Raw genomic sequence first — 24567 nt, forward strand, 5'->3', positions numbered from 1 at the left:
TCTGGTCAGGCGATAAGGCCCCGCATGGGCTTGGCGCTCGCCGAATCTGGAAAGACCTGCTCTGACAGAACGCTTTCGGGAAGATCATAAAATTCAGTCAACAGGCCCTTGGCGACCGAGCGCAGGTCCGTGGTCGGCGCCAGGTCGCGGTTCTGATAAAGCTGCGCCGGTTTCAGGCCCGGCCAGTCCGAGACCACGCGCCCGCCCTTGACCGCGCCACCGGTCAAAAGCGCCACTGTCGCCGTGCCGTGATCGGTGCCGTTCGTGCCATTGACCGCAGCGGTGCGACCGAACTCGGTCACGGTCAATATGGCCGTATCCTTCCATACCGGCCCCAGCGCCGTCTCGAACGCCGCATAGGCGGCGTCGAGGCCCTGAAGTTGCCGCGCCAGCCGCTGCGGCTCGGTGGCGTGGGTGTCCCAGCCCTCGAAGGCCAAGGCGGCGAGGCGCGGCCCGTCATCCTGCGTCAGCAGCTTGGCGGCGCCCTGCGCCATGGCCTCCATCGTCTTGGGATCGCCTGGCCCGCCATAGGAACCGGCCATGCTGTTCGGCCCGATGATCCGCCCGGTGTCGATGGCCTCTTTCAGTGTTTCCGCCAGCATGGGATCGCTTTCGCCGTAAAGCATTTGCAGCCGTCCGGGCAGATCGGCGTCGGCGGGTTTCAGGCTGGACGGCGCCCAGCCCAGCACAGGCGCCTGACCGCGAATGATCAGGGGCGTGACGCCGCCGACGCCTAAGCCTTTCGGATTGGCCTTCTGCGCGCCGGGCAGGGCCTGAAGCGCGCGGTTGAGCCAGCCCGATTCGGTGTGGCCCGGCGCGGTCATGCCCGATTCCAGCACGTCCTGGCCGTCGAAATGCGAGCGGTCGCGATAGGGCGAGGCGACGGCGTGGACGACCAGCGCCTGACCGGCCTGATACTGCCGCGCGAAATTCGCCAGCGACGGATGCAGCGAGAAGGTCGAATCGAGCTTCACGTCCCCGTCCTGCGGAAAGGCGCCGCGTAGAGACGCAAAATCAGGATCGCCCACGGGCGGGACCGCGCTCATCCCGTCCATCGCGCCGCGCAGTACGATGACGACCAGACGCGGATCGCGCGCGCCCGACGCGCGGGCGAGGGTGGGGATGGCGCCGCCAAATGCGGCTGTTGCGCCGAGGCTGGCGAGCAGATGACGACGATTCAACATATCAGCGCCTCATGAATTCCGGTGACATGAACAGCAAGGCTAATCCTTGCGACTGCGTTTCGGCGCGCGCCACAGCCTGGGCGGTGGCGTCGCTCAGTTGCGAGCCGAACAGGCTTTGCGCCAGAGCGCGCGCGTCGGCGTTCGCTCGTCGGCGCGCCAGCATGTCGGCGAAGCTGTTGGCGACATCCATGCGCGTGGCCATGCCTTCGGGCGAGTTCCACGCCGCCACCGTGTCGGGAAAGCCGTTCGGACCGGCGGGCTGCCACAGGGGCTGCCCCATGGCGTTGAGCGCGGCTTCGATGGCCTGCGGTTTGGGACTGACGCCGGTTGCGCGGATCAGGGCGCAGCAATATTCGAGCGGCGAGCGCATCTTGACCCGCTGCGGCGACCAGCTTTCCGGCGCTTCGATCAGGGCGCGCGACATCTCGGCAAGATCGCCGTCCGTGCTGATGAAAGTCTCGCGCAGATGCGTCACCAGTTCGGGCGGCGGATCGTCGGCGATAAAATAACGCGCCAGCTTGGTCGCGATATGCTGCGCGGTCGCTGGGTGACGGGCCAGGTCCAGCAGCACGGCCTTGCCCTGCTCCATGCCGCCCTCGGCATAGCGTTTGCCAAGGAGGGTCTGGGCGCCAGGTTCGTGCGCATAGGCGTGGAAGACAAAGGTTCCGGGCGATGCGTTGCGGTCATTGTCGCGCGCCACGCTCCAGCCGGTGATGACCTTGGCGAAGGTGGTCACATCGGTCTGGGTGTAGCCGGAGCCGACGCCCAGCGTGTGCAGCTCCATGATCTCCCGCGCCAGGTTCTCGTTGAGGCCGCGTTTGGCGCCGCCCTTGCCTTTACGCGCCGCGGGCGAGTCCGGCCCGATCGAGGTCTGATTGTCGAGATAGAGCAGCATGGCCGGATGGGTTTCGACCGCCAGCAACAGGTCGGAAAACCTGCCGAAGACGTGTGGCCGGATCGCCTCGCGCTCAAACGCGCCCGCTATCGCCGCCAGTTCCTGACTTTTCTTGGTCGAGACGGCGAAATGGTTGGCCCAGAACTGCGTCATGCGCTCATTAAAGCCGATGACCGGGCTTGTCACGGTTCCGTCAAAGCGCGCCTTCATCTCGGCCAGCAGGGCGGGACGGACGGGGTTATCGTCGCGGTCAGGCTTTTTCGGCCCATTGGCGTCGCCAGCGTTCGCCGCCTGCCGCGCCATGCGTTTGGCCTTCTGATAGGCGAACACCTGCGTCAGCAGATCGGGCGTCGCCGCCAATCCCTGCAGTTGCGGCGGCCCCTGCGCGATCTCGGACAGGAGAACCGCGTGCGCGTCGCCTGTGGCGTCGACGCCCTGCGGCGTGGCTCCAAGGCCGAACCGCGACACGGCTATGGCAGGATCGTAAACGGGTTGCGCCATGATCAGTCTCCGCGCCTACCGGCAGGCTCGCCAACTTTAACGGCGAATATAGGGCGCTCCGTCGCGACGAAATTCAGAAGGCTTCGGAGACGATCTCGCCGTCGCCGCTGAACCAGGCGCGTTTCATGCCCTGCGAACGAAACGGGACGCAGACCTCGCCCCTGGCGTTGACCGCGATCAGCCCGCCTTCGCCGCCCATGCCCGCAATCCGCGCCAGCACGGCGTCCGAGGCCGCGCTCAGCGCCTCGCCCGTCGCATGACGAAAAGCGACCTGCGCGGCGGCGTTGACGCGGATGAAATATTCGCCCTGGCCGGTGCAGGAGACGGCGGCGTTAGCATCCGCCCAGGTGCCTGCGCCGATCAGCGGCGTATCGCCGACGCGGCCCGGCAGCTTGCCGAACACGCCCGCCGTCGAGGTGGCGGCGGCCAGCCGCCCTTGCGCATCGAGGCACACGCAACCGACCGTGCCGTGCGCCAGCGTCCCCGGCGGATGGTTGGACTCAAAACGGCCCGCGCGCGTAAAATAATGGTCGGGATCGCTCACCGCCTCAAACCCCTGCTCGGCAGCGAACAGGCTCGCCCCATCGCCCGCCAGCAGGACATGCGGCGTGCGCTCCATGACCGCGCGCGCCACGCGGACCGGGCTCGGATAGTCCATCAGCGCCGCCACTGCGCCGCATTGCTGATCGTGGCCGGTCATCAGCGCGGCGTCGAGTTCGTAATGACCAGCGGCGTTGGGCGAGGCGCCCTTGCCCGCGACATAGAGACCCGACGCTTCCAGCGCGGCCACGACATCGGTGACGACGTCCAGCGCCGCCGCCCCGACGCGCAGGGCGGCGCGCGCCTGCGCGGCGACCTCGGCCATGTGCTCGATCTCAGTCGTATAGTCGCGACCGGCCTTGGCGCCGGCGCCGCCATGCAGGGCAAGCGCGATCATGGGAAACTCCGTCACAGAGGAATGTTTCAGGGGAAACCTGCTTTAGGCGCGCGGACGGCGCCGCGCAAGCCTAGCTTCTGTTTAGCTTCTGGCCAGCAGCATGAAGTTGCGCATAGCATGGGTGCGCGCGTCCCGCGGCCAGTCGAGCGACCGCAGGGTGTCGGCCAGGTCCGGCTGTTCGATATTGTCGAGCTGAACGAAGACATGCGCCTGACCCTCGACGACGCTGACCTGCATCGACAGCCAGTGCAGATCGTCGTCAAGCGCGGCTTCGCGCACAAAATCCTGCACCATGCCGAACAGGCGATAAGGCACGGGCGCCGCCTCACCTGAGCTGGCCTCGCGCAGATAGGGCCCGGTGATGGCCAACCACGGTCCGTCCGCGCGCTTCCACACATCGCGCGCCACCAGACCAGGATTGTGTCGCTCCCAGAAGGCGCTTAAGAAAACGCGCAAAGGCCCATCGCTGAACGCCATAAGGCCGCCCTGCGCCGCAAAGCGCTCACGGATGACCCGCCCGTCATAGAGAGTCAGCTCGACGCATAGCGCCCCCTGATCGCGATGGGCGCGCAGGGCCGGAAAGGCCTCGTCGATCAGCAGCCAGTCGCCGCGCCTCTGCGGGTCCAGCCGCTCGGCGCGCAGCAGATCGGCCAGCCTGTCGCGTAAGGCGCTGTCATCGGGCGAAATCTCGGTCATCACGTTCTTCACATGGCTCACGGCAAGGTTATCCGCAATCCCGGCATGCGTCGAATCCGCTCTTTTCTTTCACGAAAAATCGCTCTATAGCTGTCGTTCAATCCCCGCGCCCGGCTGCAAAAGCCGGGCGTAGCCATTTCTGGACGACGCCGGACGCCCTGTCAGGTCCGTCCATCAGAGAGGTCGAACACCATGTCCATCCTTATGCCCAAGGCCACGGCGGTCTGGCTGGTTGACAACACATCGCTGAGCTTCGAACAGATCGCCGACTTCTGCGGCCTGCACCTGCTTGAGGTCAAGGGCATCGCCGACGGCGAGGTCGCGCGCGACATCCGCGGCGCCGATCCCATCGCCAACGGCCAGTTGACGCGCGAAGAACTCGACAAGGCCGAAAAGAACGCCGCCTATCGCATGAAGGCTCTGGTGTCGCGCCACGCCGAACTGCTGAAGCCCAGCAAGAAGGCGCCGCGCTATACGCCGGTGTCGCGCCGTCAGGACCGCCCGGACGCGATCAAATGGTTCGTCAAGAATCACCCGGAAATCACCGACGCGCAGATTTCCAAACTTCTGGGCACCACCAAATCGACCATCGAGCAGGTGCGCAACAACACCCACTGGAACAGCGCCAATATCAAGCCGGTCGATCCGGTGACGCTGGGCCTGGTCTCGCAGATCGAACTCGACGCCGTGGTGCGCAAGGCCGCCGAGGCGCGTCGCAAGCACGCCGAGAAGATGGGCATCCCGCTCGAAGACCCGGCGCTGCAACCGGCTCAGACCGTTCAGCCCGCCTTCGACGAGGAAGAGGACAGCCCCTACCGCAAGGCCGACCTGTCGGTCGAAGACGTGTTCGGCGCTGGTTCCAACACCCGCAAGTCCGACGAGGACGAAGACGACGCCTACTGAGTTACAAGCGCAGGAAAATAAAGGCCCGCCGGTCATCTGGCGGGCCTTTTTTGTTTTTTACCCCTCTCCCCGCATGCGGGGAGAGGACGAGAGCCAAGCGCAGCGAAGGCGATCGGGTGAGGGGCTGTCTGACGACTGGGCGCAGGCGTCTGACAGCCCCTCACCCGAGGATCGGCGGCTTCGCCTTGCTCCTCGTCCTCTCCCCCTCATGGAGGGGGAGAGGGGGATAGTATCCGCTGTGTCGACCGGTTACGCGCCGCCGCATAAAACGAGAGCGCCGATCGCTCGGCGCTCCAAGGCGGGGCAGGGGGAGGAAACAGGTTACGCTTTCACATCAAGCAGGCGACCGGTCATCTGATCGGCGGTCTTAATCACGCTGACGCTGGCCTGAAAGGCGGCCTGCGCCTGAATCTGCTGGACGAAGTCGCTGATCAGATCGCCATTGCCGCCGATCCCATTGGGCGAAGGCGTAGATGACGGGGCTGAGTCGCGCACGGTCCGGGCGGCAGCCTGATCGAAACTGCGTATGGCCGAAACGGCGGCGTTTGAACCTATCGAGAGCGCGTCCATAACGGCATTATGCGCCCTGTTTGCTAAGGGAGTCTGTAAAGACGCGGTTAAGCGGGGTTAACTGTAGTTTAGTTGGCCAGAAGCATCCACAATATCAAAGTCGCCAGACGTCATCCATAATAGCCTCTAATTCCTTTTTGAGTATTGACGCGCCTTCGACGCGATTGAGTGCAAATTGCGCGAATGCAATAGCTTCGTCATGATGGCCAGCTAAGAGCCTCATTAGCGCAATCGTGTAGGCCTGTAATGGCTCTGAAAAACAAAGCCCCGACAAATCTATGCCGTGTGATTTATATTCGGCACTGGTTATGGTCTTGAGGGGCGCATCTGGCGCTGTGTGCTTATCAAAAATGTTACGTCCTACAGCTTCGAAGAGACACACAGCATCTCCCATAGCCATTTCAAGACTGGTCTGATCGGAATATGTCCACCATTTGTCTGCGCCATCCGAACTGAGACGGCGTCTGAACACGCAGTCGTACTCAGACATTTTTTTAAGGTCGATAGCTTTGCGACTTGGAACGACACCTGCCAAAGCCAGAGGATGTAGGCCCAAATTGATCGCGAACTGCCCGCCGTATCGGCTGCCTTGAACATTTACGATGCAGACGAAATCGTTTGCAACACGGCGAAAGGTGCGGCCAGAACCGCGAAATCCCTCAGCGCGCAGGACGGGCGCCAGTATTTTCCTGATGCTAGCCTCTACAGACACAGTTTGCGTCATAACGTCAGCAGCCTCGGCAGGTTCACCAATTCTTATATTCGCTTTATAGTTTGATCGACGGCAACATAGACCACCTCTATCTTGCCAATATCACCCTCGCAAAGCCGCCCCGGCCTTTTGCGCGGCGGCGATGATCTTGCCGCTCAGCGCTTCGATCTCCGGTTCGGTCAGGGTCTTGTCCGTTGGCGTGATCGTCACCTCGATGGCCAGCGACACCTGGCCTTCGGGGACGCCCGCGCCGGTATAGACGTCGAAAACGCGCGCATCGGAAATCAGCGCCTTGTCCGCGCCCCTGATCGCGCGGATCAGGTCGCCGGACGGCGTTTTGGCGTCGATCAGGAAGGCGAAATCGCGCGATAAAGGCATCAGGTTGGACAGGCTGAGCGCGCCTTTGGATTTGCCCCCCTTGCCCTTCGGCGCGGGCAGAGTCTCCAGCACGATCTCAAAGCCGACATAAGATCCGTCAAGGTCCATCGCCTTCAGGACCGCCGGATGCAGCTCGCCGAATTCCGCAATCACCGTCTTCGGGCCGAGTTGCAGCCGCGCCGAACGGCCCGGATGCCACCAGTTATTGTTCGCGCCCTGAACCAGTTGCAGCGAGGCGACCGGCGCCCCCATATCCTCAAGCACGCTTATCAGGTCGCTTTTCAGCGCGAACAGGGCGTCCTCAGCCTTGCCCTGCCAGCCGCGCGAGCGGTCCGGCGCGCGCACGGCGGCGATGACGGTCTTCTGGTCGTTCGGCTCCAGACCGGCATAAACCGGCCCGATCTCGAACAGTTGCGCGCCTGCAAAGCCGCGCGCCGCATTGCGCCCGCAGGCTTCGAGCAGGTTGGGCAGGGCGCTGGGACGCATGCAGTTCAGCTCGGACGCAATCGGATTGGCCAGCGCCAGCGCCGCATCGCCGCCGCCGAACAGGGTGGCCCAGTCTTGACGCATGAACGACCATGTGACGGCCTCGCTGTAACCATAGGCGGCCAGCGCCCGGCGTGCGATGCGGGCTTTGGCCTGACGCGCCGTCAGCACGCCGCCCGCTTGCGGGGCGATAACCGGCAGCGGTTCGGTCGGCAGATTGTCGAAGCCGTGGATGCGCGCGACCTCTTCAACGAGGTCCGCCTTGCCTTCCACATCGCGCCGCCAGGACGGCAGGGCGACGCTCCAGTTGTCAGAGACGGTGAAGCCCAGCGCCGTCAGGATGCCGCGCGTCGTCTCGGGCGCGATCTCCATGCCGGTCAGTTTCGTGACATAGGCGGGGTCGAAGACCACGTCGGGCTTGCGCGCCAGCGGCTCGCCTGCGACCACCACGTCGGACGCTTCGCCGCCGCAGAGGTCAAGGATTAGTTGCGTGGCCAGTTCCAGCCCCGGCAGGGTCGATTCCGGATCGACGCCGCGCGCGAAACGATACTGCGCATCGGACGTGATGCCCGTTGTCCGGCCCGTCTGCGCCGTGCGGATCGGGTCGAACCACGCGCTTTCGAGGAAGACGGCGGTGGTGCTGTCATCGACGCCGGTGCTGACGCCGCCCATAATGCCGCCGAGGCCGATCACGCCCGACGCATCGAGGATCGCGCACATTTCCGAATTTACCGAATAATTTTTCCCGTCGAGAGCGATAAATTCCGATTCTTCGGAAGGATTCCGCGCGCTAAGGGAATTTCCGCTCAGTTTCGCGACATCATAGACATGCAGCGGTCGCGCGCGGTCATAGGACAGATAGTTGGTGATATCCACCAGCGTGCTGATAGGCTTCAAACCGATCGCGGTCAGCTTCTGTTGCAGCCAGGCGGGCGAGGGGCCGTTCCTGACGCCGCGAATGACGCGGCCTGTGAAATGACGGCAGGCCTCGCCATCGACGCTGACTGTGATCGGACACGGGAAGGCGCCCGCAACCGGCGTGATCACCTTGTCCTTGAACACGCCCAATCCAGCGGCGGCCAGATCGCGGGCAATGCCGTTGACGCCCAGCCAGTCGGGACGGTTCGGCGTAACCTCGAAGTCGATCACCGGCTCCGCGCCGAACACCTCGGCGGCGGCCATGCCGACGGGCAGATCATCGCTCAGATCGAGAATGCCGTCGCTCTCATCGGACAGTTGCAGCTCGGCGGCGGAACACATCATGCCGTTCGACACCACGCCGCGCACCGGCTTTTCGACCAGGGTGACGTCGAGGCCGGGAACATAAGCGCCGATCGGAGCGTAGATGGTGGTCATACCCGCGCGGGCGTTCGGCGCGCCGCAGACAATCTCCTTGCGCCCGTCGATCGTATCGACCTGCAAGACCTGAAGCTTGTCGGCGTTCGGGTGTTTGGCAGCTTCGATCACCCTGGCGACCGAAAACGGCTTCAGCAGCTTGGCCGGATCGTGAATGTCCTCGACCTCCAGCCCCGCGCGCGTCATGGCGGCGGCGACCGCGTCAATATCGGCCTCGGTGTCGAGATAGTCTTTCAGCCAGGAGAGGGAGAATTTCATTGTTGTGAACTCTGCGTTCGAAAAGTGCGTCTTGTCAGATCCCCCTTCCGTCATTTGCTTCGCAAATGCCACCTTCCCCGTAAACGGGGCAGGAGGGGGCTTATTTATCCCTCCCCGTTTACGGGGAGGGGGGACCACGAAGTGGTGGGAGGGGGAAGCATCAGCTCAATCCGCTGGCCGGGTTCGGCGCGACAAAGCCTGAGAAGCCATAGTGCGCCAGCCAGCGCGTATCGGCGGCGAACATGTCGCGCAGGTCCGGCACGCCGTATTTGAGCATGGCCAGACGATCGACGCCCATGCCCCAGGCAAAGCCCTGATATTCGTCCGGGTCGATGCCGCAGGCCTTCAGCACGTTCGGATGCACCATGCCGCAGCCGAGGATTTCCAGCCAGGACTCGCCGGTTCCGACTTTCAGTTCGCCCTTTTCCCATGAACAGCGCACATCCATTTCGGCGGATGGCTCGGTGAATGGGAAGTGATGCGGGCGGAACTGGGTGGTGACGCTGTCGGTTTCGAAGAAGCGCGAAATAAAGGTCTCCAGCACCCATTTAAGCTGGCCCATATGCGCGCCCTTGTCGATGACCAGGCCCTCGACCTGATGGAACATCGGCGTGTGCGTCTGGTCGGAATCGCAGCGGAACACCCGGCCCGGCGCGATCAGCCGGAAGGGTGGCTTTCCCGCTACCATCGTCCTGATCTGCACCGGCGAGGTATGGGTGCGCAGCAGCTTCCTCACCCCATTCTCATCGGGGTTAAAAAAGAAGGTGTCGTGCATCTCGCGCGCCGGGTGCTTTTCCGGGAAGTTGAGCGCGGTGAAATTGTGGAAATCGTCCTCGATGTCCGGGCCTTCGGCGACCGCAAAGCCCATCTCGGCGAAGATAGCGACGATCTCATCCATAACCTGCATGGTCGGATGTACGCCGCCGCGCGGACGACGGGCGGCGGGCAGGGACAGGTCCACGCGCTCCTTCTCCAGACGCTGCGCCAGATGCGCGGCCTCCAGCTCGGCCTTGCGCGCTTCCAGGACGGTGGTGACCGCATCGCGCACGGCGTTGATCGCCGCGCCGGTGCTTTTGCGCTCCTCCGGCGGCAGGCTGCCGAGCGTCTTCAAAAGCCCGGAAATGCGCCCGGTCTTGCCAAGCGCCGAAACGCGCACGGCGTCCAGCGCGGAAAGGTCCGCAGCGGCCTTGATCTCGGCTTCGATCTCGTGTTGCAGGTCGGTATAGGCGGTCATGATTGTCGTCTGTAGATAAGGGATGCGTGTGTTTAGGCGAAAGCGTCTGCGGAAGCAATTGATAGGAAGAAAGATACCCCACCACCACGCCCTGCGGACGCGCTCCCCTCTCCAGTAAACTGGGGAGGTATGATCGTATCTTATGCCTCCCCATCTGTGATGGGGAGGGGGACCATTGGCGCAGCCAATGGTGGTGGGGTATCTTTCTTTTCTGCGCAAAAAGAAAAACCCCGCCACCGTCTCCGGCGCGGGGTTCTTCAAAGCATGTAAGCCGTCAGGCTTTAAGCCGCCAGAGCCGTGCGCACCTTGTCCGCAATGGCCTTGAAACCGGCTTCGTCATTCATCGCGACGTCGGACAGAACCTTGCGGTCCATGTCGATGCCGGCGACGTTCAGGCCGTGGATGAATTGCGAATAGGTGAAGCCTTCCATGCGCGCAGCCGCGTTGATGCGCTGGATCCACAGGCTGCGGAAGTTGCGCTTCTTGTTGCGGCGGTCGCGATAGGCGTATTGGCCAGCCTTATCGACGGCCGCCTTCGCGGTGCGGATGGTGTTCTTGCGACGGCCATAGAAACCCTTGGCGAGCTTCAGAACCTTCTTGTGTTTGGCGTGGGACGTGACGCCTCTTTTAACGCGAGCCATGTTTCACTGCTCCTCTTAGGCGTACGGCATGTAGGATTTGATCTTCGTCGCGTCGGCGTCCGACATGACCGCGGTGCCGCGGTTCTGACGGATGTACTTCGCGTTGTGCGAGATCAAACGGTGACGCTTACCGGCGACGCCGGCCTTCACCTTGCCAGAGGCAGTAAAGCGGAAGCGCTTCTTGGCGCCCGACTTGGTCTTCAGCTTGGGCATTTTCTGTACGACCGGATTAGGGCCGCCCTCTATCTTGACTCGCCAAGGCATGCCTTTTTGGCCCGGCGGGTCGGTTGGAACCGGGGGCAATACAGGAAAAGGGCTGACGAGGCAAGCCTAAAGCGACTCTTGTCAAGGCGTGGTATCCGGAGCATGGTTGGCGGTATGAAGCCTGTTCGTCTGCTGGTTCTTCCGCTTCTGTTGGCGTTGAGCGCTGTTCTGGTGGGGTGCGTATCCCTCCCGAAAATCCTTTACGACACGCCGCAGACCGAAGCCCTGTCCGTCACACTCAAGGATGGCTCGGTTCAGCGCTATATCCGCTACATGCCCGCCCACGCCGATCTTAGCAAACGCCTGCCGCTGATCGTCTTCCTGCATGGCTCCGGCGAGGCGGGCGACGACGCCTACGCCGTGCTGGCCAACGGACCATGGCATTATGCGGATACGCATCCCGACTTTCCCTTCATCATCCTGGCCCCGCAGGAGGATCATGACGACGAATGGTCGCCAAAGCGCCTCGACGAATGGCTGACGAAGGCGGAAAAGGGCCTGCCCATCGACCGGCGCCGCGTCTATCTGACCGGTCTGTCGCGCGGCGGGCAGGGGACATGGGACTTCGCCATGACCTATCCGCACCTGTTCGCCGCCATCGCGCCGGTGTCGGGCTACAGCGACGTCAAGCAGCCGTGTCGGCTGAAATCCGTGCCGGTCTGGGCCTTTCACGGCGCCGATGACGGCATTGTGCCCATTAAGCAAGAACAGTCCCTCGTCGACAGCGCCAAGGCGTGCGGCGTCAATATTCACTACACCGTCTATCCGGGCGTCGGGCATTTCGTCTGGGAGCGCACCTATAACGACCCGGACCTCTATAGCTGGTTCCTGCGCTACCGCCGCCCGCTGATCAGCCTGCCGGTTCTGGACCGCATGCCGCGTTTCAAAGGGTTCAGCCGCCCGAAATCAGGCGGTTGATCGCGTCTGCGCAGGGCTTGGACACCTCAAAGCGCACGCCCTGCATCTGTTTCGGGTTGAATTTCAGATAGCCGCCCGCGCCGGAAACCGGCAGCCAGCCATAATAGCGCGACACGAGGTCGATCAGCGCCTGCGGCGTCGGCTGCGAAACATCGACGCCGGAACCGTAAGGATAGAAGATCGCGCCATCCGAAGCGCGCATCCACAATACGTCCCAGATGTCCTGATGATAGGTCTGGATCAGCAGGCGGTTGAAGGCGTTTTCACGCCACTCCACCTTCGCGGTCCACACCGTATAGCTGAGATTGTCGGTGGCCGAGAAGAACTGCCAGCCCGCCTGCATAGCGTAGCGCTTCTTGATGCGGTTCATGCGCGCGCGCGATTTCGCGTCCTGATTGGGCGACTGCACCAGAACCAGCCAGCACTCGGCGTCCTCGCCCAGAGTCGCGGTTCCCATCGTATTGTAACGCTCGATCAGCGCGCGGAACTCGGCGCGATTGGCGACGGCGGCGCGATTGTGGGGCAGCAGGTGAAAGCGCGTCCCGTTCCAGTTGTCGGCGTGGCGCAGCATGTGGCCGAGCGGGAACCGTCCCGGATGAAAACGCCGCCAATCGGTCTCGAAATAGTCGATTTGGATAGAGGAGGTTGGGCTCATCGCTTCTGCACCTTGCCGACCTGCAACGCCAGCAGCGCCGCCGGAATCGCCATGGCCGCGTCGAGCCACAGGGGCGCTTCGGGGCCGAATTGCGAAAATAGAAAACCCGCCACCATCGGGCCGACAATGCGCGCCACCGCGCCGGTGGACATGTTCAGGCCCAGCATGGCGCCCTGCCGTTCCGGCGGGGTGGCCATCGAGATGATCGCGCAGATGGTGGCGAAGATCACCGCCTGACCCGCCGTGCCGAGCATCAATAACGGCACGATCAGCCATGAGACATGGTTGACGCTCTGAAAGATGAAGCTGACCCCGAAGACGAACAGACCGGCGGCCAACACCTTGGACTCGCCCCAGCGCCGCACCAGCGGGCGCATGACCACCATCTGCATGATGGCGGCGGTGGCGCCGATAAACAGGAAGACCGCGCCGATCTGCGCCGCATGCCAGTTGTAGCGCACCTCGACCCACAGGCCGAAGGTCGCCTCCAGACCGGCAAAGGCCATCATGTAGCACAGGGTCGCCAGAATGACGCGCACGATGACGCGGCTTTTCAACGCCTCCTGCGCGGTCTTCAGCATATTGTCGGGCGGCGCGCTGTGCTGGGTGCGCTGACGGCTTTCGCGCACGAACAGGATGACGCCCAAAGTCGCCGCCGCCGACAGACCCGCCGCCGCGAACAGGGGCAGACGGAAGGCGTTGCCGCCGAAATGCTCATGCGTCAGCAGTCCGCCGATCACCGGGCCGATGATAAAGCCGAGCGAAAAGGCGGCGCCGATCAGGCTCATGCGGCTGGCGCGCTGTTCCGGCTTGGAAAAATCCGACACATAGCCCTGAATGGTCGAGATATTGCCCGAGGCCAGACCGCACAGGAAACGCACCAGAATCGCCGCCCATATGTTCGGCGAAAAGGCCAGCAGCACGTAGAAGATCACCGACAGGCCGGTGGTGATCATCAGGATCGGCTTGCGCCCGATGCGATCGGACAGGCGGCCGCAGAACGGTTCGGCGAAGAACTGGCCCAGACTGTAGGCGGTGAACATCCACGTCACCTGCCAGGCCTGGGCATGCAGGCTCTGGGCGAAGAACGGGATCAGCGGCACGACGATGCCGAAACCGACCAGATTGACGAACACCACGGCGAACATCGCCGCCAGCGGGCCATTGTCGTCAAAGAAGGCGTGCAGCTTGCGCAGCAGCGGACCGCGATGGAAGGTGCGCTCGTTCAGGGCTTCCGATGAGTCTTCCGGCCTGTCGTCGCGCGCCGGGACGCTGGCGCTCGTCTCGTCTGTTTCCTGTTCGGAATCAGCGTCTTGTAATGACGCGGACCGGGTATTCAAATTCGGCATGCGCGGTTTATAACCGATTTGTGTTGCATTGCGAATTTTATCTTTGTCGCAGGTCATCCGCCTGCGCGCACAGTAATCTGCGTATGCGCAATCGCCTGATCGCGGATCTGCGCCGTCGCGTCCTGGGCCGAAGCCGTCGCGGGCAGTAGCAAGGCGGGCGTTTTCAACGCCCAGACCGTGATGACATAGCGATGATCTTCGCCCGCCGGGGGGCAGGGACCGCCATAGCCGTCGTCGCCGTAATCGTTCTGCGCCTGGGTCGCGCTGCGCGGCAGGCGCGGCGGCGAGTCGGAGGCGTTGTCGGGCAGGTCGTTCACTGTGGCGGGCAGGTTGAAAATCACCCAGTGCCAGAAGCCGCCATGATCGGTCTTCGCGTCAGGGTCAAACATGGTGACCGCGAAGCTTTGCGTGTCCTTCGGCGCGCCCGCCCAGTCCAGGTGCGGGCTTTCATTGGCGCCGGTGCAGCCGCCCGTGCTGGCGAACTGTGGCTGGTGAAAGCGCCCGTTGGAGGCGCTATCCGTCGTGACGGTGAAACGATGCTGGCCGCAGCCTGAAAGCAAGGCAAGCGCAAGGCAAGAGATGGCGAAGGCGGATGACCGCATGGGAACAGCTCCTGTTGAACGCCTATTGTCGGGCATCTGAATCAAAAAGCAATGAGGGTCGCCGACGGCGGGCGCTTGACGCAGGCAAATGTTCACTTTATGTTCTCAGTATGGCCGACGATGTGACAGATGGCGGGCTGAACTGGCTGTATCTCGACATGAACAGCTATTTCGCCAGTTGCGAGCAGCAGGACGATGCACGTCTGCGCGGGCGGCCTGTCATTGTCGTGCCGGTGATGAGCGACTACACCAGCGCCATCGCCGCCAGTCAGGAGGCCAAGGCGCTGGGCGTCAAGACCGGGACGAAGGTGGCGGACGCGAAGGAACGCATCCCCGGCCTGATCATCCGCGAAGCGCGCCCCGACCGTTATGTCGAGCTGCACGATCAGATTCTGGTTCAGGTCGATCAGGTGCTGCCGGTGGATAGGGTCTATTCGATCGACGAGGTCGCCTGCCGCCTTCTGGGGGCGCAGCGCGACGAACGCGCGGCGCGGGCGCTCGGGCATCGCATTCAGCGCCGCCTCCTTGAGCATGTCGGCGAATGCCTGACCGCCTCGATCGGCATCGCGCCGTCGCGCCTGCTGGCCAAGACCGCCGCCGATATGAAGAAGCCGCTGGGCCTGACCGTGCTGCGTCAGGACCATCTGCCGGGCGATCTTCTGAGTCTCAAACTCGACGATTTCGCCGGGATCGGCGCTTCGATGCTGAAACGGCTGAACGCGGCGCGCATCTATGATGTAAGGGCCTTGTGGGCGACCTCGCCGTCGCGTCTGCGTCAGATCTGGGGCGGCGTGATGGGCGAAAACTTCTGGTACGCCCTGCACGGCGTCGATCCGCCGGAGATCGCCACACAGCGCTCGTCCATCAGCCATTCGCACGTCTTACCCGCTGAATTGCGTCCCTTGGCGCAGGCGCGGCTGGTGGCGCGGCGACTCACCGCCAAATGCGGCTCGCGCCTGCGCCGCATGGGCTATAAATGCACCGGGCTCTATCTGTCGATCAGCGGCGCGAACAAGAATCGCGCGGGCGCCGAGGCCCGCTTTGAACTGACCTCGGACAGCTTCATCCTGTTACGCGGCCTCGAAGGCGCCTGGGCCGAGGCGTCCGCGCGTTTGAGCGACGATCGCGCGCGCAAGGTGTCGGTGGTGTGCCTGGGCCTGCACAGCGCCGAGGCGCCGCCCGACCTGTTCGGCTGGACCCCCGAAGCGCAGGAGAACGCGAAACACATGAAGCTGCTCGGCGCGCTCGACCGCCTGAACCAGAAGTTCGGCAAGGACGCCATCACCATCGGCCCGCGCACCAAATTGCACAGCTTTGTTGGCGCGAAAATCGCCTTCAACCGCATCCCGCAGAAACAGGAGTTCTGGGAGTAGGCGTTGGCTTGTTAAAAAGGGGGAACCACAGATTACGCAGATTTACGCAGATTTTTTTGGTGTTCAATCGGCAGAATGTGCAGAGAGCCTTATTAAAGAACCGGCGCTTCGCGCCCTTCGTGACTCGTGGTCAGACAGAAGGCCTCCAGGACACTGATAATCTGTGTAAATCTGCGTAATCTGTGGTTTCCTTTCTACCGCAAGATCACCACAAATGTCTTCAGCACCGGCTCCACCACCCGCCATACGCCCTGATAGCCGGGTCGGAAGATGAAATGGTCGCCCGCCCGCAATTCGACTGGCGCATGGCCGTCCTCGGTGACGACGGCGTGGCCCTCGACCAGGGTGCAATATTCCCATTCGTCATAGGCGACCCGCCAGCTTCCCGGCGTCGCGGCCCAGTAGCCCGCGAACGTATTTGGCGCCGTCTGGTCCAGCGTCCATGAGGTGAAGCGCGGATCGCCGTCGATCACCTTGTCGGGCGCAGGCGCGCCAGATTCCGGTTCGGGCAGGGCGTCGCGATCGAATTTGAGAAAGTTCATCAAAAAGGCTCCCATCATGCGAAAACCCTCCGACAGGTCGGAGGGTTTTGCAAAACGCATAGACGTGATCGCAGCCTATTTCGGCGCCAAAATCATGATCATCTGCTTGCCTTCCATGCGCGGCTCGTATTCGACGCGCGTGGTCGGCTCGAAATCGGCCTTGACCTGATTGAGCAGCTTCATACCCAGTTCCGGGTGCGCCATTTCGCGGCCACGGAAACGCAGGGTCACCTTGACCTTGTCGCCGTCCTCGAAGAAGCGGTGCATCGCCTTGGCCTTCACCTCGTAATCGTGCTTGTCGATATTGGGGCGAAGCTTGATTTCCTTGATCTCGACGATCTTCTGCTTCTTGCGCGCCTCGGCCTTCTTCTTCTGCTCCTGGAAGCGGAACTTGCCGTAGTCGAGAATCTTGCAGACGGGGGGATCGGCGGTCGGAGAGACCTCCACCAGATCCATGCCTGCTTCCTCGGCGGCTTCGAGGGCGGCGGAAGTCGGCATAATGCCTTGCTTTTCGCCGTTTTGGTCGATCAGAAGGACACGCGGAACCTTGATCTCGTTATTGATGCGGGGGCCGTCTTTGGGAGGCGGGGCTTGAATCGGGCGACGAATAGGTCGTTCTCCTGAGGCTGTTCATGGGGTCGGTTAAAACGCGAAAGATTATGGCTTTCCTTGCGCTTCGGATCAATCCCCAATGCGCGCGAAAGGTTAAAATTTCGGGATTTGCACGAAGGTTGCGAACAGGGTGTGTCCGCCTTGCGCCGTTTACATAAGCAATTGACGATAAACATCAAGGGTGCGCGCGCACATGACCTCAAGGCTGAACAGGTCTTTGACGCGCGCCCGCCCCGCCAGCCCCATGGCGAATCGCGCTTCCGGGTCAAGCTGCATCGCCGCGCGCATCGCCTCGGCCCAGGCGTCGGCGTCGCCGGGCGTCACCAGCCAGCCGGTCTCGCCCGGAACCACCGTCTCCACCGTCGCGCCATGTTTTGAGGCCAGCGGCGGGCGCAACATGGCCTGCGGCTCGACGGCGGTGCGTCCGAAGGCTTCCGGCTCCAGTGACGGCGCCAGCGCGTAATGGCAGAGCTGATAGGCTGTCGGCATATCGGCGCAATGGCCGACCAGCCTGACGTGATCCTCAAGGCTGTGCGCCGCAATCGCCGCCTTCAGTTCAGCGCTGTAGCCGCTGCGCCCCTGATCGTCGCCCGCCAGCAGGATGACAAAATCCTCACAGCCCGAAGCGCGCAGTTTCGCCGCCGCCTCGACGATCAGCGCCTGCCCCTTCCAGCGCGTCAGCCGCGCCGCCAGCAGAAAGCGGATACGCGTCTCCGGCGCGCCGGGATCGCCCGCATGCGGCAGCCCCCAGGCGGCCTCCAGCTTCATCACCCGGCGCACATCGAAGCCTTCCGGGTCGAACCGTTTAAGATCGACGCCGCGCGGTATGCTGACCACCTTTTCCGGCGCTACGCCCGGATAGGCGGCCAGGATGTGATCGCGCGTATAGTCCGAATTGGCGATGGTCAGATCGGCGCGCGTCATCTGGCTGTTGTACCAGCGCTTGAGCGCCGACTTCGCGTTATAAATGCCGTGATAGGTGGCGACGGACCGGATCTTTTCCGCCCGCGCCGCCGCGATGGACGCCAAGGCCGGGGCGCGCGAGCGCACATGGACAATATCGACCCGCTCAACGCGAATGATGCGGCGCAGGGCTGCGTACATACGCCCTTGCACAAACGGATTCTTGCTGTGGACCGGCAGGTTGATCACCGTCGCACCGCCTTTTTCCAGCCGCGCCTGCAACCGCCCGCCCTTGCTGACGACGATCGAGCGCCCGCCCGCCGCGATGATCGCTTCGGAGACGTCCACCACGGTCTGTTCGACGCCGCCCGTATCGAGTTCGGGGACGACTTGCAGGACGCAGGCGGTGAAGGCGTGATCGGGCATGGATTGTCTGTGCGGGGAAACAATGGCAAAGCATTGACCATGACCGACTTTTTAAATCAAGCACCGCAATGGCGCGACGCCCCGAACGGCGACCGCATCGCCTATCGCCGTATCGAAGGCCAGGGACCGACCCTGCTGTGGCTGGGCGGTTTCCTGTCCGACATGACCGGCTCGAAAATCGCTTATCTGAGCGACCTCTGCCGCCGCGAAGGCCGCGCCTTTGTCTGTTTCGACTATTTCGCCCACGGCGAGACGGGCGGCGACTTTGCGCACGCCTCGGTCAGCCGCTGGCGCGACAATGTGCTGGCCGTGGCGGACAGTATCGACGGGCCGCTGGTCGCCATCGGCTCCAGCATGGGCGCGCATATGCTGGCCCTGCTGCTGAAGGCGCGTCCGGGCAAGGTCCGGGCGGCGGGCTTTATCGCCCCGGCGCCGGATTTCGCCACCCAACTCATGCTGCCGTCTTTGACCCCGCAACAGCGTGAAGCCTATGAGGCGACCGGTGTTCACAACATGCCCGGCTATGACCGCCCTGTGCCGCTATCAAAAGCGTTTTTCGACGACGCCGCGCAGCATGAGGTGCTGAACGCCCCCATCGCCTTCGACGGTCCGGTGCGTATCCTGCATGGCATGCAGGACGTTGTCGTGCCGTGGCGGCACGGCGTCCGCCTGCTGGAAACCCTGACCACGGCGGATGCGCGCATGGAGCTGATCAAGGACGGCGACCACCGCCTGTCGCGCCCGCAGGATTTGCAGAGGCTGGGTAAAATGGCAATTGAGCTCCGCGCCCTGGAAACAGTCAAAAATTGACAATTTTTACAAAATCTGTCATATACAGACTCTATTGTCGGAAAAACCGCTATGTCCCGAAATCGTCAGTATAGAAGCGAACCTGACCAGCCGATCTCCGGCGTCAGCGAAGCGCCGACTGCGCCTTTCCACCTGCAACTGCAAATCGGCGCCGATGGCCGCGTCCTGATTCCCTCAGAACTGCGCCGCCAGATGCGTTTGGAGGCAGGCGGCGTCGTCAATGCCGAACTGGTCGATGGTGAATTGCGACTGCTCAGTCCTGCCGTAGCACTGGAAAGACTGGAACGCCTGTTCGCGCCGCTCCGAGATGGTCCGTCTCTGGTCGATGAGCTTATTGCGGACCGCAGGGCCGAGGCGGCGCGCGAATGAGCGCGGTTCTGGACGCATCGGCCCTACTGGCCATGCTGTTGTATGAACCGGGTCGCGAAACAGTGTTGGCCGCCCTGAAGGGCGCCGCCGTCAGCGCCGTCAATATGTCAGAAGTCTATGCCAAGATAGCCGAAAAAGGCTTGGACTCGGAGGCGGCGCGAAAGGCGTTTTCAACTCTGCCGTTTGAAGTCACGCCTTTTGACGAGGCGCATGCCTTCCTGGCGGGACAGTTGCGCGTTGCGACACGCGCCTATGGGCTATCCTTCGGCGACCGCGCCTGTCTGGCGACGGCCATGCTGGCGAAACGAGCCGTGCTGACCGCGGATCGCGCCTGGCTCAAACTCGATCTGGGACTTGAGATCGTTGCGATCCGCTAACCCAGCCTGTCTTTAAGAATATCGCCAACCCTAAGCGCGTTCGCCACTGTCGTCAGGGTCGGATTGACCGCCGAGGCCGAGACGAAGAAGGATGTATCGGTCACATACAGATTGTCCAGTTCGTGCGCCTTGCAGTTTTCGTCCAGCACGCTGGCCGCCGGATCGCGACCGAAGCGGATCGTGCCGCACTGGTGCGCGGTGCCGTAAAGCGGCAGCAGCGAATCGATGGCGAAATGCGGCTCGAACAGGGTGTGCTGGCGCAAGCTAAAGCCCTTCAGACCCGCCTCCAGCTTCTTGGTCAGCCTCAGATGCGAGGTCAGATTGTTCGGCGTATAGGTCAGCTTGATCTGGTCGTCGTCGGTCAGGGTGACGCGGTTTTCAAAACGCGGCAGGTCTTCGCTCATGGTCAGAAACGCGACCATGTGACGCGCAATATCGTCGGTCAGGAAGTCGGGAATCAGCGACGGCGGAATGATGTCGGAAATCTGCCCCTCCAGCGTCTGACCGTTCATATATTCGAGCAGTTGAATCTGTCCCATCGGGTACGGATAATTGTCCGCCGGATCGCCGAAATAGAAGTCGTTGACCGCAAAGGTCTTGGGGAAGGTCGAATCGAAGCGCTCGGCCATGATCGAAATCACCGCCGAGGTGGTGTGAAACATGTAGTTGCGCCCGACCAGACCCGATGAATTGGCCAGCCCCTCCGGGTGATGTTCGTTGCGCGAGCGTAAGAGCACAGCGGCGGAATTGGCCGCCCCCGCCGCCAGCACGAAGATGTCGCCTCTGAAGCTGGACAACAGGCCGTCGGCGCTCATCGTATGCACGGCGGTGACGGTCTTGCCGTCGCCGGAGGTTTCGAAACGCTGCACCTTATGACCGGTCAGGATGGTGACATTGGGCAGGTCGCGGATCGGCTCGATGACGATGGTGCGCGCGTCCGACTTGGCCTTCAGGAGGCATGGAAAACCGCCGCAGGTCGTGCAGCGCACGCATTTGGAATGTTGCGGATCGGCCTCATCGCGATTGATGCCGAGCGGCAGGGGGGACGGATGCCAGCCCAGACCCTCAAAATGCGATTTGAGCCTGGCCACGCCCGGATCGTCGGAGATCGGCGGATAGGGATAGGGCGGATCGTCCGGCAGATCGTTTGGATCGATGCCGCGTTCGCCATGCACGCGCCACAGCTTTTCCGCCTCGGTATAGTAGGTCGCATAGTCGGTATAGCTGAGCGGCCAGGCGGGCGACAAACCGTCGGCGTGATCGACCGCCTCGAAATCGCGTTCCTTCATGCGCATCAGGGCCGCGCCGTAAAAGGTGGTGTTGCCGCCGACCCAGTAATTGGTGTTGGGAATGAAGGGCTTATTCTCCTTATCCAGCCATTCTTCCATGGTGCGGTAGCGATGCTCAACAAAGACCGCGTGCGCGTCCCAGTTTTGCGGCTCGACCGGCAGGACTTCGCCGCGTTCGAGGATCAGGATCTTCTTGCCCGTTTGGGCTAACCGGTAGGCCAATGTGCCGCCGCCCGCGCCGGAGCCGACAATGACGATGTCATAGGATTGGGTTTCGCGCTGCAAGGCTTCAGGCATGGCTACTCCGGTATCTGGTATTTGCTGGCGCCCCAGCGGATCAGCGGCGTGATCAGCCCGTCGGGCAGAAGCGTCATGGCGGCGACGGCGATTGTGTTGACAAGGCCGGTGACGATGACTTCGCGGCCCGCCTCATTGGCGCGGATGGCGGCGGCGACCACGCTGTCGGTGGACTGCGACAGGCGTTTCGGTTTTTGGTCCAGTACCTTCGTCATGCCATTGGCCTGCTGGAACTCCGACTCGGTCGTGCCGGGGCAGAGGGCGGTGACATGCACGCCCTTGGCTGCGACCTCCGCCGCCAGCGAGCGCGAGAATTTCAGCATATAGGCCTTGGCCGCAGGATAGAGGGTATGCCCCGCGGCGCCGGGCGAAAAGGCGACCATTGAGGAGACATTGATGATGCGGCCAAAGCCGCGCGTCAGCATGCCCGACAGCAGCTCATGCGCCAGAATCGTCGGCGCGGTCACGCAGACCTCAAGAAAATCGACCTGCTGCTGTGTGCTGGTGTGGCTGAAGGTGTGGGCCAGCGAATAACCGGCATTGTTGATCAGGCCGTCCACCGCCTGACCCTCAAGTCGATCAAGCAGGTTCTGCACGTCGTCGCGCTTCGACAGATCGGCGGCCAGACAGCGCGCCGTCACGCCATGCTTATCGCCAAGCTCCGCCGCCAGCGCCTCCAGCCGGTCGAGCCGCCGCGCCACCAGAACGAGATCATGACCCATAGTCGCATACTGCCGGGCGAACTCCGCGCCGATGCCCGAAGACGCGCCGGTGATCAGAAAAGTGCGGGAAGCCGTCATGCGAAGCTCGTAAAAACCCTGGCCGCAGCCTAGACCTTTTTACCGCTCCCGCAATGTCAAACCGCCATTTATTGAAAGAGTTTCAGCAGATAGCTACTCGACTGGTTGGCGATGGACAGAACCTGAATCGCCAGTTGCTGCTTGACCTGCAAGGCTTGCAGATTGGCGCTCTCCCGCGCCATGTCGGCATCGACCAGATCGCCGATGGCGCCGGTCAGCGTGTCCTGCAACTTGCCGACGAAGTCACTATGCGTGGACAGGGCCTTGGACGACGTGCCAAAGCTCGACAGGGCCGAAGACACATTGCGGATCGAAGCGTCGAGGCTGCTGAGCAGGTTGGACGCCGCCGTCGCCGACGCGAAGGACGCGCCTGCGCTCAGGGTGATGATCGACCCGCCGAGCGACATATTATGCGCGGCCACAGTCATATGGTTGGCGCCGCTGGCGTCGGCCAGGGCCGCCACCGACGCCCGCGATCCGTCGAGCAGGTTTATGCCGTTGAAATCGGCCAGCCGCACGGTCTGCGTTATCTGGTTGCGCAAGGCGACGAAGTCGCTGTTCAGCGCGGCGCGGGCGGTCGAATCCAGCGACGTGTCGCTGGCCGCCAGCGCCTTGTCGCGCAACTGGGTCAAAAGTTCGGAAACGGTTTCGCCCGCCGTCATGGCGACGTCGATGGTCGATGATGTCCGCGACAGCGACTCCTTGACCGCATCCAGGGACGACACCTGTGAGCGTTCGTTCTGCGCAATCGACCACGCCGCCGGATCGTCCTTGGCGCTGGCGACGCGCAGGCCGGTCGAGATGCGATTCTGGGTCGCCGCCAACTGCGCGTTGATGGCGTTCAGATTCTGCAACGCGACCATCGCGCTGAGATTGGTATTGATGGAATTCATCTTCCTGCGATCACCAATACGACCCATCGACCTTCTGCCGGGGCGGGCTTTACTCTCGCATAACGGGACTAACGGAGTCTGAACGAAGCGTTAAAAATAGCGCTCAGTCCCTCACGGTAGGTCGGATAGCGCAGGCGCCAGCCCAGTTCCGCCTTGGCGCGGGCGTTGGAGACGCGCTTATTGTCGCGATAGAAGCGCTGCATCGGACCTGACAGGGAAGGATCGTCCCACCTGATCACCGGCGGCAGGGACAGGCCGCTCAGATCGGCGGCGAATTCCAGCACGACATCGGCGGGCGCGGGCTCATCGTCGCAGAGATTATAAATCCCGCCGGGACGCGGTCGCGCCGCCGACGCCATCAGGGCCGTGGCGCAGTCATCGTGATGCAGGCGGGAAAAGACATGGCCGGGCTTATGGATGCGTCGCGCGGTTCCATCCCTCAGCCGTTCGATGACATTACGGCCCGGCCCGTAAAGGCCCGGCAGGCGAAAGACCTGTGCGCCGCGCGTCAGCCATTGCTGTTCCGCCTTCACGCGCCGCGCGCCTTCTCTGGAGGTCGGCGAAAGCCTCGAATCCTCGAACACCCAGCCGCCGTTCCGGTCGCCATAGACGCCGGTGGTGGACAGATAGCCGATCCATTGTCCGCCGATATAATCACCTATTGTCGCAAACGCCGGGCAGCCGTCATCATCCGGCGCGGGCGTGATCAGGATCAGATCGGCGTCGCAGGCGCGTTGCAGCGCGTTTGCATCGGCGGGATCGACCGCTTCGACGCCCTGAGTGGTTAGATCGGCGCGTTTGCCCGCATCGCGGGCGGTGGCGCGGATCGTAAAACCTTCCTGACGCGCGGCGGACGCGAACGCCTGACCGATAAAGCCATAGCCGAAAATAAAGGCCGTGCGGCTCACTTCAGCGCGGCGGCCTGTGCGGACGCCGAAGCGGCGGCGGCGCTGGCGGCGGCGTCCGCCCTGGCCTGAGCTGCCTTTTGCTCGGCCTCGTGCTGGCGGCGTTCGTCGCGTTCGCGCACCATGCGGTAATAGTCAGGCATTTCAATAGCGTGGCCGAACGGCGGCAAGGAGCGCGTCCCCAGACCCTGCGGCCAGACCAGGCTCAGGGCGATCAGCAGCAGCGCGATTATGGCGGCGGCGGGGAAGAAGATCTTGGCTTGCATGGCCTGACTTATAAGCGGTTCGCGCGCGCGGCGCCAGCCTGCTTTTCGCGGGCGCATAATGCCGCGCGTTATTTTGCCTCGTGGACCTTGTGTTGTGCAAATGTCACACCATATCGGAGCCACTGACGGGTCGCTTCAGTGGGAGGGCGCGTTGGAATTTTCCGCC

At 63.0% G+C, this 24567-nt stretch carries 27 protein-coding genes; 6 read left to right on the top strand and 21 right to left on the bottom strand.

Going from position 1 to position 24567, the window contains the following annotated elements; genetic code table 11:
• Window positions 1-5 precede the first annotated feature (5 nt).
• From ACTHLA_RS03580 to ACTHLA_RS03595, 4 genes are all read right to left on the bottom strand, one after another.
• Window positions 6-1184 carry a DUF1501 domain-containing protein gene (locus tag ACTHLA_RS03580; protein ID WP_440185551.1) on the bottom strand — a complete coding sequence of 393 codons (1179 nt, stop codon included), beginning with the start codon at window positions 1182-1184 and terminating at the stop codon, window positions 6-8.
• Between the two features lies 1 nt (window position 1185).
• Entirely contained in the window at window positions 1186-2580 is a 1395-nt protein-coding gene (locus tag ACTHLA_RS03585; protein WP_440185553.1) for a DUF1800 domain-containing protein, read from the bottom strand.
• A 73-nt stretch (window positions 2581-2653) separates the two neighbouring features.
• Window positions 2654-3517, bottom strand: a complete 864-nt coding sequence (locus ACTHLA_RS03590) for an isoaspartyl peptidase/L-asparaginase family protein (RefSeq protein ID WP_440185555.1) — start codon at window positions 3515-3517, stop codon at window positions 2654-2656.
• An 81-nt stretch (window positions 3518-3598) separates the two neighbouring features.
• On the bottom strand, window positions 3599-4234 hold the full coding sequence (locus tag ACTHLA_RS03595) for a DUF6348 family protein (protein WP_440185557.1): 636 nt from the start codon (window positions 4232-4234) through the stop codon (window positions 3599-3601).
• A 171-nt stretch (window positions 4235-4405) separates the two neighbouring features.
• Between ACTHLA_RS03595 and ACTHLA_RS03600 the strand changes: the two genes are divergently transcribed.
• Window positions 4406-5116, top strand: coding sequence for a DUF1013 domain-containing protein (locus ACTHLA_RS03600; RefSeq protein ID WP_440185559.1), 711 nt, complete (start codon window positions 4406-4408; stop codon window positions 5114-5116).
• A 321-nt stretch (window positions 5117-5437) separates the two neighbouring features.
• Here ACTHLA_RS03600 and ACTHLA_RS03605 read toward each other — a convergent pair whose 3' ends face one another.
• From ACTHLA_RS03605 to rpmI, 6 genes are all read right to left on the bottom strand, one after another.
• A complete protein-coding gene (locus ACTHLA_RS03605) occupies window positions 5438-5686 on the bottom strand; it encodes a flagellar basal body rod C-terminal domain-containing protein (protein ID WP_440185560.1) in 249 nt (82 codons plus the stop codon).
• Between the two features lie 94 nt (window positions 5687-5780).
• The gene (locus ACTHLA_RS03610; RefSeq protein WP_440185562.1) at window positions 5781-6410 is read right to left on the bottom strand and encodes a DUF4304 domain-containing protein; all 630 of its coding nucleotides are present in this window, start codon (window positions 6408-6410) and stop codon (window positions 5781-5783) included.
• A 90-nt stretch (window positions 6411-6500) separates the two neighbouring features.
• On the bottom strand, window positions 6501-8876 hold the full coding sequence (pheT, locus tag ACTHLA_RS03615) for a phenylalanine--tRNA ligase subunit beta (protein WP_440185564.1): 2376 nt from the start codon (window positions 8874-8876) through the stop codon (window positions 6501-6503).
• A 160-nt stretch (window positions 8877-9036) separates the two neighbouring features.
• Window positions 9037-10110: a phenylalanine--tRNA ligase subunit alpha gene (gene pheS / locus ACTHLA_RS03620; RefSeq protein WP_440185566.1), complete on the bottom strand. Its 1074-nt coding sequence runs from the start codon at window positions 10108-10110 to the stop codon at window positions 9037-9039.
• A 281-nt stretch (window positions 10111-10391) separates the two neighbouring features.
• Window positions 10392-10751 carry a 50S ribosomal protein L20 gene (rplT, locus tag ACTHLA_RS03625; RefSeq protein ID WP_440185568.1) on the bottom strand — a complete coding sequence of 120 codons (360 nt, stop codon included), beginning with the start codon at window positions 10749-10751 and terminating at the stop codon, window positions 10392-10394.
• Window positions 10752-10766: 15 nt separating this feature from the next.
• Entirely contained in the window at window positions 10767-10964 is a 198-nt protein-coding gene (gene rpmI, locus ACTHLA_RS03630) for a 50S ribosomal protein L35 (RefSeq protein ID WP_440185570.1), read from the bottom strand.
• Window positions 10965-11129: 165 nt separating this feature from the next.
• On the opposite strand from rpmI, the gene ACTHLA_RS03635 reads away from it, so the two are divergent.
• Window positions 11130-11933, top strand: a complete 804-nt coding sequence (locus tag ACTHLA_RS03635) for a dienelactone hydrolase family protein (RefSeq protein WP_440185572.1) — start codon at window positions 11130-11132, stop codon at window positions 11931-11933.
• Here ACTHLA_RS03635 and ACTHLA_RS03640 read toward each other — a convergent pair.
• Genes ACTHLA_RS03640 through ACTHLA_RS03650 form a run of 3 tightly spaced genes read right to left on the bottom strand, consistent with a single transcriptional unit; the run spans window position 11908 to window position 14539 of the window.
• Complete coding sequence (locus ACTHLA_RS03640; protein ID WP_440185574.1) at window positions 11908-12588, bottom strand: DUF3885 domain-containing protein; 681 nt, start codon at window positions 12586-12588, stop codon at window positions 11908-11910. The genes ACTHLA_RS03635 and ACTHLA_RS03640 overlap by 26 nt on opposite strands.
• Complete coding sequence (locus ACTHLA_RS03645) at window positions 12585-13937, bottom strand: MFS transporter (protein ID WP_440185576.1); 1353 nt, start codon at window positions 13935-13937, stop codon at window positions 12585-12587. Before ACTHLA_RS03645 ends, ACTHLA_RS03640 begins: the two co-directional genes overlap by 4 nt.
• A 53-nt stretch (window positions 13938-13990) precedes the next feature.
• Window positions 13991-14539, bottom strand: coding sequence for a YbhB/YbcL family Raf kinase inhibitor-like protein (locus ACTHLA_RS03650; RefSeq protein WP_440185578.1), 549 nt, complete (start codon window positions 14537-14539; stop codon window positions 13991-13993).
• Window positions 14540-14649: 110 nt separating this feature from the next.
• Here ACTHLA_RS03650 and ACTHLA_RS03655 point away from each other — a divergent pair, with 110 nt between their 5' ends.
• Window positions 14650-15912 carry a Y-family DNA polymerase gene (locus ACTHLA_RS03655; protein ID WP_440185580.1) on the top strand — a complete coding sequence of 421 codons (1263 nt, stop codon included), beginning with the start codon at window positions 14650-14652 and terminating at the stop codon, window positions 15910-15912.
• A 194-nt stretch (window positions 15913-16106) separates the two neighbouring features.
• Here the strand turns inward: ACTHLA_RS03655 and ACTHLA_RS03660 are convergent, their stop codons facing one another.
• From ACTHLA_RS03660 to ACTHLA_RS03670, 3 genes are all read right to left on the bottom strand, one after another.
• Complete coding sequence (locus ACTHLA_RS03660) at window positions 16107-16454, bottom strand: cupin domain-containing protein (RefSeq protein ID WP_440185582.1); 348 nt, start codon at window positions 16452-16454, stop codon at window positions 16107-16109.
• A 75-nt stretch (window positions 16455-16529) separates the two neighbouring features.
• The gene (infC, locus tag ACTHLA_RS03665; protein ID WP_440185781.1) at window positions 16530-17051 is read right to left on the bottom strand and encodes a translation initiation factor IF-3; all 522 of its coding nucleotides are present in this window, start codon (window positions 17049-17051) and stop codon (window positions 16530-16532) included.
• Window positions 17052-17216: 165 nt separating this feature from the next.
• Entirely contained in the window at window positions 17217-18395 is a 1179-nt protein-coding gene (locus ACTHLA_RS03670) for a glycosyltransferase family 4 protein (protein ID WP_440185584.1), read from the bottom strand.
• 39 nt (window positions 18396-18434) lie between these two features.
• Here ACTHLA_RS03670 and ACTHLA_RS03675 point away from each other — a divergent pair, with 39 nt between their 5' ends.
• Genes ACTHLA_RS03675 through ACTHLA_RS03685 form a run of 3 tightly spaced genes read left to right on the top strand, consistent with a single transcriptional unit; the run spans window position 18435 to window position 19951 of the window.
• Entirely contained in the window at window positions 18435-19205 is a 771-nt protein-coding gene (locus ACTHLA_RS03675; RefSeq protein ID WP_440185586.1) for an alpha/beta hydrolase, read from the top strand.
• A gap of 51 nt (window positions 19206-19256) precedes the next feature.
• Window positions 19257-19574, top strand: coding sequence for an AbrB/MazE/SpoVT family DNA-binding domain-containing protein (locus ACTHLA_RS03680; RefSeq protein WP_440185588.1), 318 nt, complete (start codon window positions 19257-19259; stop codon window positions 19572-19574).
• Entirely contained in the window at window positions 19571-19951 is a 381-nt protein-coding gene (locus tag ACTHLA_RS03685; RefSeq protein ID WP_440185590.1) for a type II toxin-antitoxin system VapC family toxin, read from the top strand. Before ACTHLA_RS03680 ends, ACTHLA_RS03685 begins: the two co-directional genes overlap by 4 nt.
• On the opposite strand, the gene ACTHLA_RS03690 is transcribed toward ACTHLA_RS03685, so the two are convergent.
• The 5 genes from ACTHLA_RS03690 to ACTHLA_RS03710 all read right to left on the bottom strand — a co-directional run bounded on the left by ACTHLA_RS03690 (window position 19948) and on the right by ACTHLA_RS03710 (window position 24401).
• Window positions 19948-21537, bottom strand: a complete 1590-nt coding sequence (locus ACTHLA_RS03690; protein WP_440185592.1) for a GMC oxidoreductase — start codon at window positions 21535-21537, stop codon at window positions 19948-19950. The two genes, ACTHLA_RS03685 and ACTHLA_RS03690, sit on opposite strands and share 4 nt — an antisense overlap.
• Window positions 21538-21539: 2 nt before the next feature.
• Complete coding sequence (locus ACTHLA_RS03695; protein ID WP_440185594.1) at window positions 21540-22337, bottom strand: SDR family NAD(P)-dependent oxidoreductase; 798 nt, start codon at window positions 22335-22337, stop codon at window positions 21540-21542.
• 68 nt (window positions 22338-22405) lie between these two features.
• Complete coding sequence (locus tag ACTHLA_RS03700) at window positions 22406-23230, bottom strand: flagellin (RefSeq protein ID WP_440185596.1); 825 nt, start codon at window positions 23228-23230, stop codon at window positions 22406-22408.
• A gap of 68 nt (window positions 23231-23298) precedes the next feature.
• The gene (locus tag ACTHLA_RS03705; RefSeq protein ID WP_440185598.1) at window positions 23299-24138 is read right to left on the bottom strand and encodes an SDR family oxidoreductase; all 840 of its coding nucleotides are present in this window, start codon (window positions 24136-24138) and stop codon (window positions 23299-23301) included.
• On the bottom strand, window positions 24135-24401 hold the full coding sequence (locus tag ACTHLA_RS03710; protein ID WP_440185600.1) for a hypothetical protein: 267 nt from the start codon (window positions 24399-24401) through the stop codon (window positions 24135-24137). Before ACTHLA_RS03710 ends, ACTHLA_RS03705 begins: the two co-directional genes overlap by 4 nt.
• Window positions 24402-24567 lie beyond the last annotated feature (166 nt).

The organism is Asticcacaulis sp., assembly GCF_051956075.1.
GTDB lineage: Bacteria > Pseudomonadota > Alphaproteobacteria > Caulobacterales > Caulobacteraceae > Asticcacaulis.